Origin of the sequence: Anaerovorax sp. IOR16 (genome assembly GCF_017168145.1) — a bacterium.
GTDB lineage: Bacteria > Bacillota > Clostridia > Peptostreptococcales > Anaerovoracaceae > IOR16.
In genome coordinates this window covers 640,953-659,774 of the sequence record NZ_JADQTL010000010.1, presented here as the reverse complement: position 1 = coordinate 659,774, position 18,822 = coordinate 640,953, and the positions used below count along the sequence as shown (strand labels likewise).

General features: G+C 39.2%; 18 protein-coding genes and 1 riboswitch. All 18 genes read right to left on the bottom strand.

What is annotated here, in order from left to right; translation table 11 throughout:
- Positions 1–10: 10 nt before the first annotated feature.
- Entirely contained in the window at positions 11–1,543 is a 1,533-nt protein-coding gene (locus I2490_RS13625; protein WP_206460293.1) for a cobyric acid synthase, read from the bottom strand.
- Positions 1,544–1,555: 12 nt separating this feature from the next.
- Entirely contained in the window at positions 1,556–2,659 is a 1,104-nt protein-coding gene (locus I2490_RS13620) for a pyridoxal phosphate-dependent aminotransferase (RefSeq protein WP_206460292.1), read from the bottom strand.
- Complete coding sequence (cbiB, locus tag I2490_RS13615; protein WP_206460291.1) at positions 2,647–3,627, bottom strand: adenosylcobinamide-phosphate synthase CbiB; 981 nt, start codon at positions 3,625–3,627, stop codon at positions 2,647–2,649. Before cbiB ends, I2490_RS13620 begins: the two co-directional genes overlap by 13 nt.
- The gene (cobA, locus tag I2490_RS13610) at positions 3,624–5,186 is read right to left on the bottom strand and encodes a uroporphyrinogen-III C-methyltransferase (RefSeq protein ID WP_245157191.1); all 1,563 of its coding nucleotides are present in this window, start codon (positions 5,184–5,186) and stop codon (positions 3,624–3,626) included. Before cobA ends, cbiB begins: the two co-directional genes overlap by 4 nt.
- Positions 5,171–6,073, bottom strand: coding sequence for a hydroxymethylbilane synthase (gene hemC / locus I2490_RS13605; protein ID WP_206460290.1), 903 nt, complete (start codon positions 6,071–6,073; stop codon positions 5,171–5,173). Before hemC ends, cobA begins: the two co-directional genes overlap by 16 nt.
- Positions 6,054–7,451: a precorrin-6A reductase gene (gene cobK, locus I2490_RS13600; RefSeq protein ID WP_206460289.1), complete on the bottom strand. Its 1,398-nt coding sequence runs from the start codon at positions 7,449–7,451 to the stop codon at positions 6,054–6,056. The genes hemC and cobK overlap by 20 nt, the downstream gene beginning before the upstream one ends.
- Positions 7,452–7,472: 21 nt before the next feature.
- Positions 7,473–8,198, bottom strand: a complete 726-nt coding sequence (cobJ, locus tag I2490_RS13595) for a precorrin-3B C(17)-methyltransferase (RefSeq protein ID WP_206460288.1) — start codon at positions 8,196–8,198, stop codon at positions 7,473–7,475.
- Positions 8,195–9,490: a glutamyl-tRNA reductase gene (gene hemA / locus I2490_RS13590; protein ID WP_206460287.1), complete on the bottom strand. Its 1,296-nt coding sequence runs from the start codon at positions 9,488–9,490 to the stop codon at positions 8,195–8,197. Before hemA ends, cobJ begins: the two co-directional genes overlap by 4 nt.
- Positions 9,491–10,246, bottom strand: coding sequence for a precorrin-4 C(11)-methyltransferase (cobM, locus tag I2490_RS13585; protein WP_206460286.1), 756 nt, complete (start codon positions 10,244–10,246; stop codon positions 9,491–9,493). It lies immediately after the preceding gene.
- Positions 10,247–10,278: 32 nt separating this feature from the next.
- The gene (cobI, locus tag I2490_RS13580) at positions 10,279–10,971 is read right to left on the bottom strand and encodes a precorrin-2 C(20)-methyltransferase (protein WP_206460285.1); all 693 of its coding nucleotides are present in this window, start codon (positions 10,969–10,971) and stop codon (positions 10,279–10,281) included.
- A 16-nt stretch (positions 10,972–10,987) separates the two neighbouring features.
- On the bottom strand, positions 10,988–12,139 hold the full coding sequence (cbiD, locus tag I2490_RS13575) for a cobalt-precorrin-5B (C(1))-methyltransferase CbiD (RefSeq protein WP_245157190.1): 1,152 nt from the start codon (positions 12,137–12,139) through the stop codon (positions 10,988–10,990).
- A gap of 37 nt (positions 12,140–12,176) precedes the next feature.
- A complete protein-coding gene (locus I2490_RS13570) occupies positions 12,177–12,965 on the bottom strand; it encodes a sirohydrochlorin cobaltochelatase (RefSeq protein ID WP_206460283.1) in 789 nt (262 codons plus the stop codon).
- Between the two features lie 14 nt (positions 12,966–12,979).
- Positions 12,980–13,819, bottom strand: coding sequence for an energy-coupling factor ABC transporter ATP-binding protein (locus I2490_RS13565; protein WP_206460282.1), 840 nt, complete (start codon positions 13,817–13,819; stop codon positions 12,980–12,982).
- The gene (cbiQ, locus tag I2490_RS13560) at positions 13,819–14,601 is read right to left on the bottom strand and encodes a cobalt ECF transporter T component CbiQ (protein WP_206460281.1); all 783 of its coding nucleotides are present in this window, start codon (positions 14,599–14,601) and stop codon (positions 13,819–13,821) included. The genes I2490_RS13565 and cbiQ overlap by 1 nt, the downstream gene beginning before the upstream one ends.
- A gap of 33 nt (positions 14,602–14,634) precedes the next feature.
- Positions 14,635–14,934 (bottom strand): energy-coupling factor ABC transporter substrate-binding protein, encoded by a 300-nt coding sequence (locus I2490_RS13555; protein ID WP_206460280.1) that lies wholly within the window; start codon positions 14,932–14,934, stop codon positions 14,635–14,637.
- Positions 14,935–14,936: 2 nt separating this feature from the next.
- A complete protein-coding gene (locus I2490_RS13550; protein WP_206460279.1) occupies positions 14,937–15,686 on the bottom strand; it encodes an energy-coupling factor ABC transporter permease in 750 nt (249 codons plus the stop codon).
- A 144-nt stretch (positions 15,687–15,830) separates the two neighbouring features.
- Positions 15,831–16,017: riboswitch (cobalamin riboswitch) on the bottom strand.
- A gap of 127 nt (positions 16,018–16,144) precedes the next feature.
- Complete coding sequence (locus tag I2490_RS13545) at positions 16,145–17,563, bottom strand: cobyrinate a,c-diamide synthase (protein WP_206460278.1); 1,419 nt, start codon at positions 17,561–17,563, stop codon at positions 16,145–16,147.
- Position 17,564: 1 nt separating this feature from the next.
- Entirely contained in the window at positions 17,565–18,812 is a 1,248-nt protein-coding gene (cbiE, locus tag I2490_RS13540) for a precorrin-6y C5,15-methyltransferase (decarboxylating) subunit CbiE (RefSeq protein ID WP_206460277.1), read from the bottom strand.
- Positions 18,813–18,822 lie beyond the last annotated feature (10 nt).

Below are 18,822 nucleotides of genomic sequence, written 5' to 3'. Positions count from 1 at the left end.
CTCCTTATAATCAAATACCTTCTTCCAATATACGATAAATGGAATCCATATCCATATTTGCTCTCATCTGTTCTGCAAGTTTGTCATATTGCATCTCTTTATATTCTGCAACATTTAAACTTGATACTGCACTTTCATCAAGACCCTTACTTCGATACAAAGCGGAAATGATTGTTTTTGTTACACCCTCTTTATCAAAAATGCCATGTATATAGGATCCATAAACATTTCCTTTGCACATACCTACGATTTTATCACAAGGTTTTCCGGAAAGCTCCGTAATATGGGTGAGAAGTCCTACAGATTCTGCATTCGAAGCTTCCTTTCGTAATTCAGTCTGGCCCATATGAATTTCATAACCTTCCAGTTCAACACCACACAAATCAGAAAAAATACCTTTTACCTGATCGGTAAAACTTCCTTTTGCCTGCGTTCTTGTTTTTTCCTTTTCGAATATCGTTTCTGACGGAAGCAAACCCATACCTGAAATAGTACCACCAGCTTCTACACCATATGGATCGGATAATATTTCTCCCATCATTTGGAAACCTCCGCAAATGCCGAAAATTGCTTTTCCTGCTGCAGCATGCTTCAGTACCGCTGCTTCTAATCCACACTGCCGCATCCAAAGCAAATCTTCCATTGTATTTTTCGTTCCCGGTAAAATAATCATATCTGGATTTCCAATCTCTCCGACACTGCCAACATAACGGAGAGTCACACCAGGAGCATACTCTAAAACATTAAAATCCGTGAAATTTGAAATGCGTGGAACACGGATAACTGCAATATCAATCAAACCAACACTCTCTTTACGATCAAAACGCTCTGTTAAGCTATCTTCATCGTCAATATCGACATCTAAATAAGGAACCACTCCTACCGTAGGTACATTTACTTTTTCCTCTAGCATATCAAGCCCCGGCTGTAGAATTTTACGATCCCCTCTAAATTTATTAATAATCGTACCTTTTACTCTCGCACGATCTTCTTCCGAAAAGAGCATCATCGTTCCTACAATCGATGCAAAAACACCGCCACGGTCAATATCGCCTGCCAAAAGTACAGGAGCCTTTGCCAATTTTGCCATGAACATATTTACAATATCATTTTCCTGCAAATTGATTTCTGCAGGACTACCTGCTCCTTCAATCACTATGATATCATATTCATTCGCCAATGTTTCATATGCCTTTTCAATTTCAGGTACAATCTCTCTCTTACGTTTATAGTATTCTGTTGCGCTCATATTGCTGGAAACTTCACCATTAATAATGACTTGTGAGCTTGTATCATTAGTCGGCTTCAGCAAAATTGGATTCATTAGTACCGAAGGTTCAATACCGGCTGCTTCTGCTTGTACAACCTGCGCTCTTCCCATCTCAAGTCCTTCTTTTGTAATAAAAGAATTCAAAGCCATATTTTGCGACTTAAAAGGTGCTACTTTATAGCCATCCTGCTTAAAAATACGACATAATCCAGCTACCAACAAGCTTTTGCCTGCATTGGACATTGTGCCCTGTACCATGATTGCCTTTGCCATCCTGATTTCCTCCTATTCCGCTTCGTTTGAAGTACCCTTTCTTATCTCTTCCAGGGCAGTAATCAATTGTTTATTTTCTTCATGAAGCTTGACTGCAATTCGAAAATAGTCTTGCGTCAATCCCTTATAATTTCCACAGCTTCGCACCATAATATTTTTCTCTTGGAGCAATGTTTTAAAATCTTGGCTATCATATACATCCTTTGTTTTTGGAAGTCGGAAAAAGATATAATTTGCAGCAGCTGGAAAGGCCGTAAATCCAAGTCGTTCCAATTCTTTTTGCAAATATACTTTCTCTTTAAAAATTAGTGCTCTGGCTTCCTCTAAATACGCATTTTCCTTTAATGCCTGTACTCCGGCTAACTGCGCCGGAAGTGAAACAGACCAAGGTTGTCCCGTTTCAAAAAGAGTATCCAATAGTTCTCGATTGCTGCACATTCCATACCCAAGACGTAATCCAGGCATTGCAAAATTTTTCGTGAATGCTTTTAATATAAATAAATTATTATAGTCCTCAATAAAATCTTTTAATGTATTTTTTCCCGGTTCCTCTAAGAAATCAACGAAGCATTCATCCAGCACTAAGAAGATATTATTTTCCTTACATCTTACTAATATCTGACGAAGCAATGAAGGATCCATAAGTTGTCCGGTTGGGTTATTCGGATTGCATAAAAACAACATCTCGATGGATTCATTTAATGCAAACAATATATCTTCTCTTAAACGGAAATGGTCTTCTTCCTTTAAATAGTGATGCTTTACAATGCATCCAACCGATTCTAACGATTTTTCATATTCTGCAAAGGTAGGTGCAAGTACCATAGCCTTATATGGCATCTTTGCAACAACTAAACGAAAAATTAAATCAGCTGCACCGTTTCCACAGATAATGTTCTCTTCCTTTACGTTCTCATAACGAGCTAAATCTCGAATCAATTCTCTACAAAGAGGATCTGGATAATGAACGCAGTTTTCCAAACCCAAAGCAACCGCATTTTTTACCGCAGGCGGTAAGCCAAGCGGATTAATATTGGCGGAAAAGTCTAAAAGAGCACCGCCATTTCCCTTTTCCTTTACGGAATATATATCACCACCGTGAATTAAATCAGCCATTGTATTACTCCCATTCCTAATAAACATAGCACTGTACTGATCCATGCCGTACCATACAAAAGGCGGTTGGCTCTGGCAATGTCCTCATATTCAATGGGACGAATCGCATCGCCAATGCTCTTCTTTTTATAAAGCTTTCCAAAATAATAAGCATCTCCTGCCAACTGTATTTGCAATGCGCCTGCGCATACAGCTTCTGTCTGTGCACTATTCGGGCTGGCATGGTTATAACGATCTCTTAAAAAAATATGAAATGCATTTTTATAATCCATTCCTAAAACGAGTGATGCCAAAATCATTATAAGGGCGGAAACTCTTGCCGGTATATAATTTGCCACATCATCCAGTTTTGCGGCAAAACGCCCAAAGTATAAATACCGATCGTTTTTATAACCAATCATCGAATCCATAGTATTAATGGATTTATATAAAAAGCCAAGTGGCGCACCTCCGACTGCTAAGAATATCAAAGGTGCAACGGTTCCGTCTGAGGTATTTTCCGCAATGGTTTCTACCGTAGCTTTCGCCACCTGCTGCATACTTAAATTTTCGGTATCTCTTCCGACAATCATCGAAACCTGATACCTTGCCCCCTTTAAATCGTTGTCCGCTAATTTTGCATATACCTTTGTACTCTCTGTTTTTAAAGACTTAATTGCCAGTATTTGATAACACATAAAGCTTTGAACAGCAAGAGAAAGCAAAGCGTTAACTTGTGTACAAATCCATAGAATCCCAAAAGGAATTCCAAATGAAAGGATCATCATGCAAAGTGCAAGCACCGTACCTGCCGCCATTTGTCCTTGCGGCGTTTCATTAAAACAACTACGCGTTATTTTTTCTCCAACCTCAATGGCTTTTCCAATCAACCGAATCGGATGAGGCATAAAATACGGGTCACCAAAGACTAAATCCAACAAGAATCCCACACCCAAGGCAATCATAGATTGTGTGAGAAAGGGAATCATGATTTCATTCCTTCCTTTCTGCGTAAGAAGCATTCAACCATGCTTTCCATTGTTGCTTTTTCGGCTATTGTTATTTTCATATTAAATGATTCTGCCTGAGCTGCAGTCTGTTCACCGATGCAAACAGCCTCCACCTTAGTATAATCAATATCAGGATGCATTTTTACAAAGCCACGTACAGTTGAAGCACTGGTAAATGCCACATAATCTACGGAATCGTCATAAGTAACCATACCATTTGATTCCATGTCTATGGTTTCATAAATCGGAAGGTCTGTATAAGAAATACCTGCCTCATCCATAGGACGCGTTACTTCCTCTGTACCAATTCTCGCTCTTGGCAATAATAAGGATGGTTTTTTACCTTCTTTTTCTTCTTTTTTTAATTGTATTGCTAAAGCTTGTCCCAATGCTTCACCACTGTATACATCAGGCATTAAATCTACAATGATACCTTTTTCCTCAACAGCTTTTCTGGTTCCTGCACCAATTACTGCAAATTTTAAACCGCTTAAGCTACGAATGTCCATGTGCATTTTTCGCATTTCATCATAAAACACTTTAACTCCGGCAGGACTTGTAAAAGCGACCCATTTGTATTGATGTATTTTTTCTAAGTTTTCTCTTAGAGCTGTATTTTCTAATATTGCTTCCGTTTCAATGGTTGGTAAAAGTACAACCTCCGCCCCTAAGTTGGACAGCATGGATGCCAAAGTGGAATTGCGATCCTTTGGCCTTGTGACAGCAATCTTCAAGCCTCCCAATGGACGATCCTCTGCCCAATGAAATTGATCTGCCAAACTGCAAACTTCACCAACAACAATGATTGCAGGTGTTTGGATTCCTGCTTTTTCCGCATCTTTCGGTAAGTTGGTTAAATCAGATACAACACGTCTCTGATGAGCTGTAGTCCCTCTCTCTAAAATGGCTGCCGGCATATTCTTCCGCATTCCTGCATCTAAAAGGCCTTTGCATATTTTCGGCATAGCACTGACACCCATAAGGAAAATCATCGTTCCCCCTACTTTCACCAATGCTTCATAATCCACTTCCGCTTCTTCCAATTTTTTCGTATGCCCTGTTATGATATGCAATGAGGAACAAAAATCTCGATGCGTTACAGGGATACCATTGTAAGCAGGGACTGAAATTGCCGATGTGATTCCAGGTACAATTTCAAATGGAATGTCATGCTCACACAATAGTTCAAGCTCTTCACCGCCGCGTCCAAATACAAACGGGTCTCCGCCCTTTAAACGAACTACTTTTTTCCCTTTTAATGCTTCTTCCAAAAGTATCTCGTTGATTCGATACTGTGGAGTGGGATGATATCCAGAAACCTTTCCAACCGGGATAAGTTCCACACCGGAAGGAATCAATCCTAATACACCTTGCCCAACAAGCTTATCATACACAACAACATCCGCTTGCTCCAAAACAGCCTTCCCACGTAAAGTAAACAAACCTGCATCGGACGGACCAGCACCTACTAGCCAGACTTTTCCGCCAGCAATCCTTTCATTATCCATTGCATTTTGCCTATTTATTTTCTTGTCCATGTTGACTCCTCTTCTTTCAAACGTTTGGCAAGTGCCACTGCTAGCTTTTCACCGTCTTCCTTCACTCCGGCGGTTTCACCGATTCGGTACTGCCCACTTTCTTCATTATAATAAAGACCTCGTATTTTAATTTCAGAATCTATGACGTGTGCAAATGCACCAATCGGGGAACTGCATCCGCCATCCAAATAACGAACAAAAGCTCTTTCTGCTAATGCCTCAAATTCTGCATTTTCATCCCGAACACAATCCAAAAAATCATAGTTTTCTCCCGCTCTTCCTTGAATCGCTAAAATACCCTGTCCTGCAGCCGGAATCATTTCTTCAGGGGAAAACGCTCGACTTACTCGGTCAGAAAGTCCAAGTCTCTCTAAGCCGGCATACGCTAAAATCAATGCACCGAATTCGCCATTGTCTAATTTTGATAGCCTTGTAATGACATTTCCACGTACACTTTTTGTTTCATGTTCCGGATATAGCTCCGCAAGCTGCAAATTTCTTCTACGGCTTGAACTTCCAATCGGCTTTGACGGATTTACTTCCGTTACACCTTTGGGAAGCACCAATGCATCTACAGGATTCTCTCTTTTCGAAAAACCGACCAGTGGTATCGTTTCAGGAACTTCCATAGGCATATCTTTTAAGCTATGTACGGATAAATCAATCTTTCCTTCTAAAAGAGCTTTATCCAATTCTTTCACAAAAAGACCTTTGCCTCCGATTTTATCCAGAGTTTTATCTAATATAATGTCTCCGGTGGTCTTCATCGTCACCAATTCCAGTTCAATTTCTGGATGATGCTGATGAATCAAATCCATAACCATTTGAGATTGTATGACCGCCAGCTTGCTTTCTCTGCTGCCGATTCTAATTTTTCTTCGTTCCATTTTCGTTTTCCTCCAGTTTGGCCGACGAACGGTCCCAATTCTCCAGATACATTTTTAATGCTGCCGTTGCCGACTTAGCCAATCCATGATCTTTTCCTCCTGCAGTGATGCCTATCGTTAAATCTCCTTTTTGAACGATACCAGGAAAATAAAAATCACATTCTTCTTTGCAATCAACTACATTTATAAGTATATGCCTTTGTTTGCAAATTTCTGCAATGTTATGATTAGTAGATCGATCATTTGTCGCTGCAATCACCAACATTGCATCTTTTATATCTTCCGGCTCAAATTCTTTCATTATCAAATTCAGCCGGTTCTCTTTTTGCATTTCGAGAAAAAATGAGTCAGCTTCTTTTGCAATGACAGTTATATTACAGGAAAAAGCAGCTAACGTTTTAACACGCCTCTTTGCTATGGCTCCTCCTCCGATTACCGTGACGGTTTTCCCTGCTAGGTTCATAAACAAAGGAAACCATCCATTCATTTTCTCTTTTTCCAATGTTACCTTTTTCGGAACCTCTTTTTCTGAAATCTTTACTACAGGAATTTCTATTTCAAACTCTAAATTAAAAGTTCTCTTTATAAGCATTAAAACTTCTTGAAGTGAAAGTCCCTGCTCTTCTATTTTTCTTCCTATTAAAATAATGGGAACTCCCATGTCCATAGCTGCTTGGTACTTTTCATCAAAGCCTCCGACTTTTCCTGAGTCCTTTGTAACCATATAAGATGCTTTTGTTTTTTTAAGCAAAGCGCAATTCATCTCATAAGAAAACGGACCCTGCATACAAATCAAACGCTTTCCTTCATAACCCAAATCAAAACATTTTTGTAAAACTTCCGGAGTAGGAAGTACTCTAGGATACAATCTTTCTTTGTAATCCTTAATTTTTGTAAACGCTTCTAACTCCTTACTTCCCGTCGTTAGCAGAACGGATCCTTCTGTTTTATCCAGATACTCTGCTGCTTTTATTGTATTTTCTACATAGATTAATTTTGTCTGGTCCTTTAATTGACTCTCACTGTTTTCGATTTGATTACTGTTTTCTTTTATAAGATTCGTTGATTCACGCAATAATCTTACATACGTTGTATTTGTTTTTTCACAGGCTTCTTTAATATTTTTGGTCACGATAACCGCATAAGGATGGGTTGTATCAATCACCAAATCAAAACACTCTTTTTTTAGAAAGCCTTCCATTTCTTCTGGTAGCATACGCCCTGATTTTATTGTGACATTGGGAATGCCATCCGGTAGCAATGCCTTTCCATATTCCGTAGCGACTGAAGCAAAAACTTGAAGCTCCTTATTTTTAGAAAGAATTTCTACCAAATGCCGTCCTTCGGTTGTTCCTGCAAATATTAATAATTTCGGCATAGCATCCTCCAATCTCATTTTTTAAAGACGATAACCTCTTGGTGTTACCATTTTCCCTGCAATCTCTTTTGTCATCGAATTTCCAATATACACAGTAGTAAACATGTCTACCTGCGTGTCACGTAACTCCTGTAAGCTAACGATGGTTCCTTTTTCGCCGTCTCTTCCAATGTTCTGCACAAATCCAGCGACCGTATTTGGATCTCTGTGACGTAATATAATATCGCAAGCCTTTTGCAAATAATCGTGTCTTTTCTTACTGGATGGGTTGTACAGACATAGAACAAAATCCGCTGCTCCCGCACAATCCAGACGTTTTTCAATTAATTCCCATGGTGTAAGAAGATCGCTCAAGCTAATAACTGCAAAGTCATGAATCAATGGCGCTCCTAAAACGGCAGCACCGCTGCAAGCAGCTGTGATTCCGGAAACCACTTCAATTTCCACAGGTTCATATTCCTGTGCTACCTCATACATCAATCCTGCCATGCCATAAACTCCAGCATCTCCACTGCAAACCATGGAAACAACCTGTCCCTTTAATGCTTCTTGAATGGCAAGATGACAACGATCTACTTCTTTTTTCATAGGGGTAGATAATAATGTTTTATGACTAAATTTTTCTCTAATTAAATCAATGTATACATCGTAACCTGCAATCACTTGACTCTCTTCAAGTACGGCTACTGCTTTTTGTGTCATTTGCTCAAATCCACCCGGACCTAATCCTACTACATATACTTTCATTTTCGTTTCCCTTCATATCGATCTTTTTTCGATCCTGTTTTTAATGTATCCTTTTCTGCAGCTTCTTCCAATGCATTCATACAAATCTGCCATAAATCCGGAGATAAAGTGTCTCGAAGTCCATATAACAACTTACCTACTGATCGTTCTGTTGCCGCTTCGATTGCTTTCGTAAGTGATTGCTCTTCTTTTTGATCGAGTACAAGCGATTCGATCGGATCTCCTAATCGGCACCTTGTATCCTCAGCTGCAAGTTCTGTTATGTGTTTAATCTGTGGCACTTGTTTACGAAAAGCAAACCATCTGGCAATGCCTTGGGCATATTCTTCTAAAATATCTACCGCTTTTTTTACCTGCAAATCATTCGCACTGTTACAATCCGTTTGACCCATCGTATCAATGTCGTAAATGGAAACTCCGCATAATCCATTGATACAAGGATCGATATCTCTCGGTACTGCTAAATCCAGCCAAATACGTTTCTTTTCTTCGAAAAGGAGGCCTTCCACTTCATCCCGTTTCAAAGTAAAGTGAGGGCTTAATGTTGCACTAATTACTACCTGTGATTGTTCCAATGCAGAATATCGTTCTTCGTACGGTAACATCTTACAATGTTCCGGTATAATGGAACCATGCTCTTCCTGACCATGAATTCGCTTACGCAAAGTCATCGTTACGTCTGCCCCTTGTGAAGTTAAAGTATTGGCAACCAATTTCCCCATTTGACCATTTCCAATAATCAAACAACGAATATCCTTTAAACTTCCCAGTTGCTCTTTTAAAAGCTGTACACCTTTGTATGCAGTAGACTGGTCAACTACAGTTAACTTTACTGTCGATTTAACTTTCTTCGCAGCTGCAATGGCTGTTTGAAATACCTTTTCTAAAACCATATCCTCACAGCCACATTTTCTGGATAGTGCCAATGCTTCTCTTACCTGAGAAATAATCTGATCCTCTCCAAATATTTTGGAATTTAAGCCACAGGCTAATTTTAATAAGTGATCAACGGCTGCTTCGCCCTTTCTCTCAACAAAGAACTCTCCATATTGAGTTCGATCAATTTCCTTGACTTCACACAGCATATCATAGGGCGATATATGAGATTTTTTCCCGCTACTAACCCAAAGCTCTGTACGATTGCATGTAGATAGCAACACACAACCTGAAAGTTCAAACTCTTTCTTGATGCGTTTCATCGCATCCATTGCTCCGGTTTTGGTAAAGGAAAAGAGCTCGCGATAAGCAATGCTTGCTTTGCTGTGATCAATTCCTATCATGGTAATTTGCATTTATTTAGTCGCCTCTCTAAATTCGTGAGTAAAGGTAGGATCGTATAACTTAGATCGTTCATAAGTATCACCCAAAAATTCACCTACCAAAATTAAAGCTGTTTTGGTTATGTTATTTTCTTTCGCTATTTGAGGCAGTGTTTCTACTGTTCCATAGAAGACCTTTTCTTCTGGCCACGTTGCCTTATATACAATAGCTGCAGGGGTATCTTTACGGTATCCGCCAACAAGCAAACGTTCTCTTAATGGTTCTAAAAGCCCTGTACTTAAGAAAATTGCCATTGTAGCATTGTGTGATGCCAGCTTAGAAATTTCTTCTTTTTCCGGAACCGGTGTTCTTCCGGCCATACGTGTAATGATTACGGTCTGCGAAACATTTGGCAAGGTGTATTCTGCTTTCAATGCAGCTGCTGCTCCAAAGAATGAACTAACACCAGGTGTTACATCAAAATCAATTTTTTTTGGTTCTAATAGATCCATTTGCTCACGGATTGCACCATAAATACTCGGATCTCCTGTGTGAAGACGAACGGTTGTCTTTCCTTCCGCTTCTGCTTCTTGCATTACAGTGATTACTTCCTCTAAAGTCATAGAAGCGCTGTCATAAATCTTACAACCTTCTTTTGCTAGCTTTAAATGTTCTGGGTTTACCAATGAACCAGCATATATGATTACGTCTGCTTCTTGCAAAAGACGCTGTCCTCTTACTGTAATTAAATCTGCTGCTCCCGGACCCGCTCCAACAAAATGTACCATAATGAAAACCTCTCTTTTCTATTTCTTCTCTTTTACTTCTTGTCTTTTACGACTAATATGGAAAAATAACTTGCATTCTCGTCGATTTCATCAGTATTGTGAAAGACCCTTTCACCCTCCATTCCACAACGTTCTACCATTTTAACGTTTGGAGAAGGCTCCATCTTTAATAATTGATCTTTTATTCTTCCGATGGATTTTCCACTTTTCATCAACACCTTTGTCCCAGTTAACTGCAATGCTTCTTCACTACCTTCATAGGATGCCGGTATCACATGAAGCGGCTGTCCTGCTTCCGTTAAGCCTTCATTCAGCCTTGCAGCGACCGCACAGAAGGAAGTAATACCAGGTACGATTTCTGCTTCGTGACCTTTGTCCAATACACGTTCATGGACATAAATATATGTAGAATAAATCGAAGGATCCCCTAAAGTTAAAAATGCAACATTTTTACCTTCCTTTAATTTTTCAATAATTTGATCAGCAGCTAAATCATGACTCTGCATCAGCTTTTCCTTATCTCGAGTCATTGGCATGGAAACTTCCATCAATTCTTTTTCATCAATTTCCGGTACGCTTCCCTTTGCGATGGTGTATGCCGCATTGATTTCCTGACCTGATTTTGGAAGAACAATAATGTCACACTCACGTATCAGTCGAACTGCCTTTAATGTCATTAATTCCGAATCCCCCGGTCCTACCCCAAGACCATATAACTTTGCCATATTCTGACCTCCATTTCTAAAGCCTCTCTATGAGCTTTGCTGCATCTTTTGTTTGACCCAAATATCCATATTGGTTAGAAAAGGTGACGGCACCAATCTCCATGGATTTATGAGTGCGTTCTTTAATATGATAATCTAGCTTTTCCAAAATGGATTTAATCGTTTTTTCTCTTAATTGTACTTGATCCAATGCCGAAATGGCATCGTCCGTTGTAAGACATTTCATTAATGCCTCAATGGTTTTTTGTTGTGCCCCCTGCAGAGCTGCATGTGCTGACATAATCTCCAAGCGAGCATCACCATATTTGGAATGCGTATTAAAAATTCCTCCGGCAACCTTTACTAATTTTCCTATATGCCCGACAAGAAGGATTCCTTTAAAGCCACATTCTTCTGCATAATCCAAAGCTTCTCCTAGAAAATTACTGCATTTTACCGTATAAAGCTTCTCCAGCTTCATTGTATTCTTTAAAAAGGTTTCCCCATAATTACCCGGTGTAATAAGCAGATACTCTGCGCCGGCCGCTTTTTGCATATTCATTTCTACCTTAATGGTATCAATCAATGCCTGTTCACTCATTGGCTCCACAATCCCGCTTGTACCGAGAACAGAAATACCTCCTACAATTCCCAATCTAGGATTATAAGTACGTTTTGCAATTTCTATTCCTTCCGGAATAGAAATTTCCACAGTAACACGGCCATGATAATCAAACTCTTCTATAGCCTGACGCATCTGTTGTTCAATCATATGTCTTGGGGTTGGATTAATTGCAGGTTGTCCGACAGCGCAAGCCAGTCCAGGCTTTGTTACGGTTCCTACACCCAGTCCTCCTATAAGACAAACATCCTCTTCTTTTTCCGGTTCCAAAACAACCTTAGCGTATACTAAAACACCATTTGTCACATCAGGATCGTCACCGCTGTCTTTTTTAACAGCGCAGGTCGCATAAACCTGTCCTTCCTTCGTATAACCTCTTTCCGCTTCCAAAAGTGTAAGCTCTAAATCGGTTCCCTTAGGCGTGTGAATGTGTGCCGTTTTCGGTATATTTCCGGAAAAAGCAAAAACGACGGCGCCCTGTGCAGCAGCAGCAGCACAGGTTCCCGTCGTATAGCCTTGTCTCAATTTCTTATTTTTTTGTCCAACGTGTTTTTTCTGAGTATCCATTGGCATTCTCACTTTCCTGAAGATGGGTTGTTCCCTTTTATTCTTCTGTAAGCATATCTGCAACATGTTTACGATATTGTTCACGGATCTGTTGGAATTCTCCAAGTCCTTTTAAAATACATTCCACTTTATAGCCTTTTTGTTCGAATAGAGTTTTCCAAGAATCTTCTTCTTCACCTGCCATATCATTTTGCGCATGATCTCCAGCCACAACCATGAATGGCATCAAAATTACTTTTTTCGGATGGTATACATCTACCATATTGCTTACCTGTTCAAAATCCGGATATCCTTCCACCGTTCCTACAAAAACATTAGTGTATCCCATCGCTTTAAAACGATAATCCAATGCAGCATAAACGGCATCCGTATGATGTGTGGTTCCATGTCCCATAAGTACTAAGGCCTCATCCGATTGAAGATGCGGGAACTGTGCCATAACTCCTTCAATCACTTCTTCGTAATCCTGTGATGAAGTTAATAAAGGAGCACCAATTTTAATCTTCTCAAATTGCTCTTTATAAGGTTGTATTTCTGCTACCATCTTATCGTATTCATCACCATTAATGATGTGAGTTGGCTGTATTAACACAGTATCATAGCCATCCTTGACCAATCGTTCCATTGCCTCGGTTACATTATCGATATGTAAGCCATCGCGTTTTTTTAATACTCTTAATATCATACCACTGGTAAAGGCTCGGCGAATTTCCCAGTCAGGGTAAACTTCGGCAATCTCTTTTTCGATTGCACCAATTGTTTTATTCCTTGTTTCTTCGTAGCTGGTTCCAAAGCTAACTACAAGCATTGCTTTTTTTTGGTTCATGAAAAATCCTCCAATTATCTGCTTTGTATAATATATTGTTCCAATTCTTCTGCCTTATGAGGAATTGGTAACTCTCTATTTAAAATACCGACTTCGCAAAGACGATCAAAAATACGAAGAACAGTCGGTTTCTCAAGATTCGTTCTCGCTAAAAGCTCTTCATTTGAAAATACTTCATCCGGGCTTCCCTGACCGACGACACACCCGTCATGAAATAAAATGACTCTGTCTGCCCAAATGAGTGCACGCTCTACATCATGTGTGGAGAGGATCACTGTAATACCTTTTTCACTTAATTGATCCACAATTCCATCAATCATACGTGCGTGCTTCGGGTCCAGTGCAGATGCCGGTTCATCCAATATGATTACTTCTGGATTCATCACTAAAATATCTGCAATTGCAACTCGTTTTTTTTGTCCTCCGCTTAAGAAGTGTGTAGGCTTATCTTTAAATTCCGTAATGTTTAATTCTTCAATAACCTGCTCAACTTTTGCTTTTGCTTCTTCTTCCGTAAATCCCAAATTCAAAACGCCAAAGGATATTTCCTGTGTTACATTTGCAGAAAACAATTGATTATCCGGATCTTGAAATACAATTCCTACTTTTTTTCTTACTTCCAAAAGACCTTTTCTTGAATAATCAATTGGATTTTCATCAATGTAAATAACTCCTGATTTTGGTTTCATTACTCCGTTTAAGTGAAGAAAAAATGTAGACTTTCCAGAGCCATTGGCTCCCATAATTGCTATTTTTTCACCTTGTTTTATTTCTAAATCAATCCCTTTTAGGGCTTGCGTTCCATCATCATAGGTATAGCATACCTTTTCTGCTTTCACGACCGTTTTTTTCATCAAATGCCTCCATTCGATTTACAGACTACTGAGACCACCAATAATGCGACTAAAAATAGAATAACTCCTGTCTTTTCTTTTATGCTAGAAGGATTGCTTTCATTTAATACACGTATCTCCCCATCATAACAGCGAGATTCCATCGCATCAAAGAGTAAAGAGGATTTATTCAGTGCGCGTACTAAAAGAACGGATAACATCAATCCCATTGCTTGAATGGCTGTCTTGGCATCGCGGTTTCCCAGACGACAATTTTGTGCAGTTGTTATAGCAAGTGCCATATCAAGAAGTACGAAAATATATCGATAAATCAACATCATTAATTCTATGATGATCCACGGGCAATGCATCCGTCGTAAAACAGCCAGCAAATCCAATAGCGGAGTTGTAAGTGTAAGAAAATATAAACAGGAAATGGAAGCTATGGAAACAACAATCAATCGAATGGCATAAGTAAGAGATGTAACGCTCACTGCCAAATAATGCGATCCTACGGGTATAGAAATCAGGTCCATGGGAGCGCTTGTATAATTTACGGCAATGGCGATTGTACCCAATGCCAGAAAAGCAAAAGGTGCTGTCATAAGTTTAATATAATGGGAAAGAGATGTCCGACTGTAAAACACAGTCAAACATCCCATTAAAATTAATACAATACCTGATACGACAAATGAGCGTGCAGCCACGCATATTAAAAGTGTTCCGACCGCGAAGGCAGATTTTAAAAATGGACTTTTGTATCGTAGTTGGGACGAATATGCTAGTTTGTCGATGATCATCATTGTCTTTTATTCTCCAGTTCATTATACCTAAATTTAATTGTCATCCTTTTTTTTATATTTTTTTCTGGCTACCAAATAACCAAAGCCAAAACCAAATACACTTGCACCCAATCCTGCTTGTAAGCAGAATAACAGTGATTCTGTTTCACCACCTGGTGGTTCTAAAATTGGATCCGCCCAGGCAACATAATTCGGATTAATTGCCGTAATGATCTCTTCAGCCGCACCATCTGCACCACCAAATTCGGAATCATGAATCAACAAAAGCGGTGTTACCGCAATAACCACTACTAAAAATAACAGTGCAATCACTATTTTTGCATTCTTTGTCATATTTACACCCCCATGTATCCAAGCTCAGTAAGCTCCGGTTTTGCATAACTTTCCAAGCCTAGCATTACTACAACCGCAACTAAACCTTCAATAATAGCAAGTGGTATCTGAGTAATTGCAAAAATCCCTAAGAACTCAATCAAAGAAGCGGTAAAGCCTCCCACTTCGGAAGGATGAGCCATCGCGAGCTGAACAGCAGTAACACAATATGTAAATAAATCACCCAAGCAAGCTGCAAAGAATACGCCGACTGACTTTGATACATTCATTTTTCTGCATATTTTATATACCGCATAAGAAACGAATGGACCTGCAATTGCCATAGAAAATGTGTTTGCACCTAAGGTTGTTAAACCACCATGCGCAAGCAAGATTGCTTGAAATAGCAAAACAATAATTCCAATAATTGCCATAGCAGAAGGTCCAAATAAAATAGCCCCTAAACCGGTTCCGGTTGGATGAGAGCTACTTCCGGTTACAGACGGAATTTTCAGTGCGGATAATACAAACGCATATGCACCTACCATTACTAGAATCAATAAAGTTTTTCGATGTTTTGAAATGGTCTTTTTAATTGAAAAGAAACCAGCCACTAAAAATGGGATACAGATAGCCCCCCAAATAATACAATAGTTTAATGGCAAATATCCTTCCATAATGTGCATCGCATTCGAAATCGTTGCGGTTCCAAACACAAAGGAAAGGATTACACCTAATGTAAAAATACGTCTTTCTGTTTTTGTTCTTGTCATTTATTTCCCCTCCAAAAAAAAATCGCCACTCCGAATCTAATCAGAATAGCGTAATACTAGGAAACATTTATGTTACATGTTCCCCTGGATTACACCTTCCTATCGTCCGTAAGAAAATGTAATTACTGATTTTCTTGTTGAAAACCAGAATCATATCATCAGGCAGGTCTTCTGGCTCAGGTGTCATCATTACATACCATCTTCCCATTTCCACAGTGATGCTGTTGTATGCAACTCAACCTTTACAGCGGCGTGACCGCGTGGGACTTTCACCCATCTTCCCTATTCTTTCGGCAGGAAAATACCGAACACCCAATAATATCTCAATTGTCAGTTTATTATATCACGAGATTTTTTTATTTTCAAGGAATTGTCCCTTTATTTTTATTTTTATTTTAATTAACATTCATGTATGTGTCTATGATGCATATCCGGTTTTTCCAACTGCCACTTTTTCTTCATTTTGCAATGTACTCACCTTCTTTTTTGTACTTAATACATGCTTTTATGTAATTATGAGCAAAGTAAGGATTCGAATAATAATGCAAATGCGGATAGCCGGCAACAAGATTTCCCTCTGCAATCATACAATCCCATTGACGTTTGCGAAGCGGCTTTTGTGCATGAAAGCAATCGCCGGTATTAGTACTGTCCCAGTAGTGAAATTCATGTCCTCGTATGATTTTACCTTTCTTACAGAAAAGATTGTCTCTATTTGCCGTTAATGTAATATATCCGAATCGACCTAATTTATCTGTTGGATAGCTGACTCCCTTTATACTTCCGACCATCGAAGCTTGTTTGCCATCTCTGTCCTGTATCCACTCATGCAAATACATAAAGCCGCCACATTCAGCAAGACACGGAATTCCGTTAGAAATGGCTTGTTTAATTTCTTTTAATAAGCTTTTGTTGGAAGATAGTTTTTCCAGATACAGCTCCGGATAACCTCCTCCAAAAAGAAGTCCGTGTAAATTTGAAGGAAGTGTTTTATCTTCTAACGGACTAAATGGAACGATTTCCGCACCAAGTTCAGTAAACAAATCCAGATTATCTTGATAATAAAAACAAAATGCTTGATCCATCGCAACTCCGATGCGAACCTTATCCTCTTGTATATGAGTTAGTTCATCAATTCTCCAATTTCCTGGTATGCATTCCTTTACTTCACACACAATTGACTTCGCTGAATTAGCAAGTTTGAGAAGCCCATCTAAATCCACTGATTCTTCCATTTGTTCCGCCAAACAGTTCAGTATATTTCTCAAATTGCCGATTTCTTTCGCAGTAACCAACCCTAAATGTCTGCTTTCCAAAGATACGTCCTGTCTTTGTGGTACATAACCAAAAACTTCGATTCCCAGTTCCATCTCAATTAGTTTTTTTAAGTCTGGATAAAACATCGCATTTAGACGATTTAATAATACACCCTTAATATTACTGTCTGGTCGTAATTCTAAAAACCCTTTAATCTCGGCCAAAACAGAGACAGATTTTCCCTTGCAATCAATAAGCAAAACCACTGGAGTTTTCGTTTTTTTGGCTAAATCATACGAACTAGCATCAGTCGATATTCCGGCAAGTCCATCATAATAGCCCATAACGCCTTCAATTACAGCCAAATCAAATCCTTTTGCATTCTTGCAAATCAAATTGTTTGTCGTTTGCATATCCGTAAAAAACAAATCTAAGTTTCTGGATTTCAGACCAAGTACTTCGGTATGAAACATAGGGTCAATATAATCGGGACCACATTTAAACGAAATTGTTTCTATACCACGGTTTATAAAAGCCTGTAACAAACCACAGGTAACTGTCGTTTTTCCGCCTCCGCTTGATGGAGCTGCAATCATCAGTCTCGGAATACTACGTTGCATTTTACCGTCCTTTCTGTGCACTGATTATAAAAATCGGGTTTTGCCCTGTCATCATATGGAGGTTTGCTACCTCTTTTGCTTTTGCTAAGGATAGCTGTACAATTTCCACTTGTTTGAATTCATATTTTTTAAGTACTTGTAATGATTCCCACATCGATTCGAGGGCAATTGCATTGATCACGATACGTATTTGAGGATTTTTTTTCACAAGTAAAGCTATGATTTCCTCCATGTTTCCTTTCGTCCCTCCAAGAAAGGCTTTATCTGGCTTTGGCAAATCATGCAATGCTTCCGGCGCCTTTCCTGAATGAACATGTAAATTCCAAGCACCAAATTTTTCTCGGTTAGAATGAATAAGTTCCACTGCTTCCGGATTGGTTTCCACTGCATAAACTTGTCCTTCTTCTGCCATAAGCGCCATCTCAATTGATATGGAACCCGTACCGGCACCTACATCATAAATTACATCACTCTTAGAAATGTGCAATTTAGATAAGCTGACGCTGCGGACTTCTTCTTTTGTCATCGGTACATTGCCTCGTAAAAAGAAATCATCAGAAAAACCATACGACTGTTGCTGGCGTTTTTGTATTTTATAATTCTTTACTAAAACAACACTGAGTGAATCAAAATTTTGTTTTGCTAATTCTTCTGCACTTCCAACCAAAATGCTTTCCTCTGCATAAGAAAGCCTTTCCCCAACAGCTACTTCAACGTGACCCAAGCCTGTCTCTGTAAGCCGTTTACAAATTTCCTGCGCAGGATGATCGCTCCCAGTTAAAAAAAATGTTTTTTCATTTGTTTGTACCGTACCAACCACATTGGCTTCTCGTCCATGAAGGCTGACTATCCTTGCATCTTCCCATGAGGTTTTCAACTTGGAACAAAAATATTGAAGAGAACTAATACCTGCAATGCATTCTACGTTGCAAAAAGGAGGTTCTGAAGCTGCCCTTTTCTCTGCATTTTTTTCTTCTAAAAGAGCGCATAATTTTTTTGTGCCGCTAAAAAATCCTACATCCCCGGACATGAGAACCGATACCGTTTCAACATCCGTTTGTTTACAAATCCATTCAACAATCTCAGCGGGTGCGATCGCATAATGTTTCTTTACATTTTCTACCGAAAAACTATCCACCATCCGTTTTGCGCCAATTAATGCCTGACTTTTTTCTATGCATGCTTTCCCGCCAACCGTTAAGGTTTCCGGATTACCCATTCCGATTCCAACTATATATATTTGCTTCATATGGCCTCCA

Coding starts and splice junctions, on each gene's coding strand:
- I2490_RS13625 (WP_206460293.1), bottom strand. CDS start 1,543: ATGGCAAAGGCAATCATGGTACAGGGCACAATGTCCAATGCAGGCAAA.
- I2490_RS13620 (WP_206460292.1), bottom strand. CDS start 2,659: ATGGCTGATTTAATTCACGGTGGTGATATATATTCCGTAAAGGAAAAG.
- cbiB (WP_206460291.1), bottom strand. CDS start 3,627: ATGATTCCCTTTCTCACACAATCTATGATTGCCTTGGGTGTGGGATTC.
- cobA (WP_245157191.1), bottom strand. CDS start 5,186: ATGGACAAGAAAATAAATAGGCAAAATGCAATGGATAATGAAAGGATT.
- hemC (WP_206460290.1), bottom strand. CDS start 6,073: ATGGAACGAAGAAAAATTAGAATCGGCAGCAGAGAAAGCAAGCTGGCG.
- cobK (WP_206460289.1), bottom strand. CDS start 7,451: ATGCCGAAATTATTAATATTTGCAGGAACAACCGAAGGACGGCATTTG.
- cobJ (WP_206460288.1), bottom strand. CDS start 8,198: ATGAAAGTATATGTAGTAGGATTAGGTCCGGGTGGATTTGAGCAAATG.
- hemA (WP_206460287.1), bottom strand. CDS start 9,490: ATGCAAATTACCATGATAGGAATTGATCACAGCAAAGCAAGCATTGCT.
- cobM (WP_206460286.1), bottom strand. CDS start 10,246: ATGGTACATTTTGTTGGAGCGGGTCCGGGAGCAGCAGATTTAATTACA.
- cobI (WP_206460285.1), bottom strand. CDS start 10,971: ATGGCAAAGTTATATGGTCTTGGGGTAGGACCGGGGGATTCGGAATTA.
- cbiD (WP_245157190.1), bottom strand. CDS start 12,139: ATGGATACTCAGAAAAAACACGTTGGACAAAAAAATAAGAAATTGAGA.
- I2490_RS13570 (WP_206460283.1), bottom strand. CDS start 12,965: ATGAACCAAAAAAAAGCAATGCTTGTAGTTAGCTTTGGAACCAGCTAC.
- I2490_RS13565 (WP_206460282.1), bottom strand. CDS start 13,819: ATGAAAAAAACGGTCGTGAAAGCAGAAAAGGTATGCTATACCTATGAT.
- cbiQ (WP_206460281.1), bottom strand. CDS start 14,601: ATGATGATCATCGACAAACTAGCATATTCGTCCCAACTACGATACAAA.
- I2490_RS13555 (WP_206460280.1), bottom strand. CDS start 14,934: ATGACAAAGAATGCAAAAATAGTGATTGCACTGTTATTTTTAGTAGTG.
- I2490_RS13550 (WP_206460279.1), bottom strand. CDS start 15,686: ATGACAAGAACAAAAACAGAAAGACGTATTTTTACATTAGGTGTAATC.
- I2490_RS13545 (WP_206460278.1), bottom strand. CDS start 17,563: ATGCAACGTAGTATTCCGAGACTGATGATTGCAGCTCCATCAAGCGGA.
- cbiE (WP_206460277.1), bottom strand. CDS start 18,812: ATGAAGCAAATATATATAGTTGGAATCGGAATGGGTAATCCGGAAACC.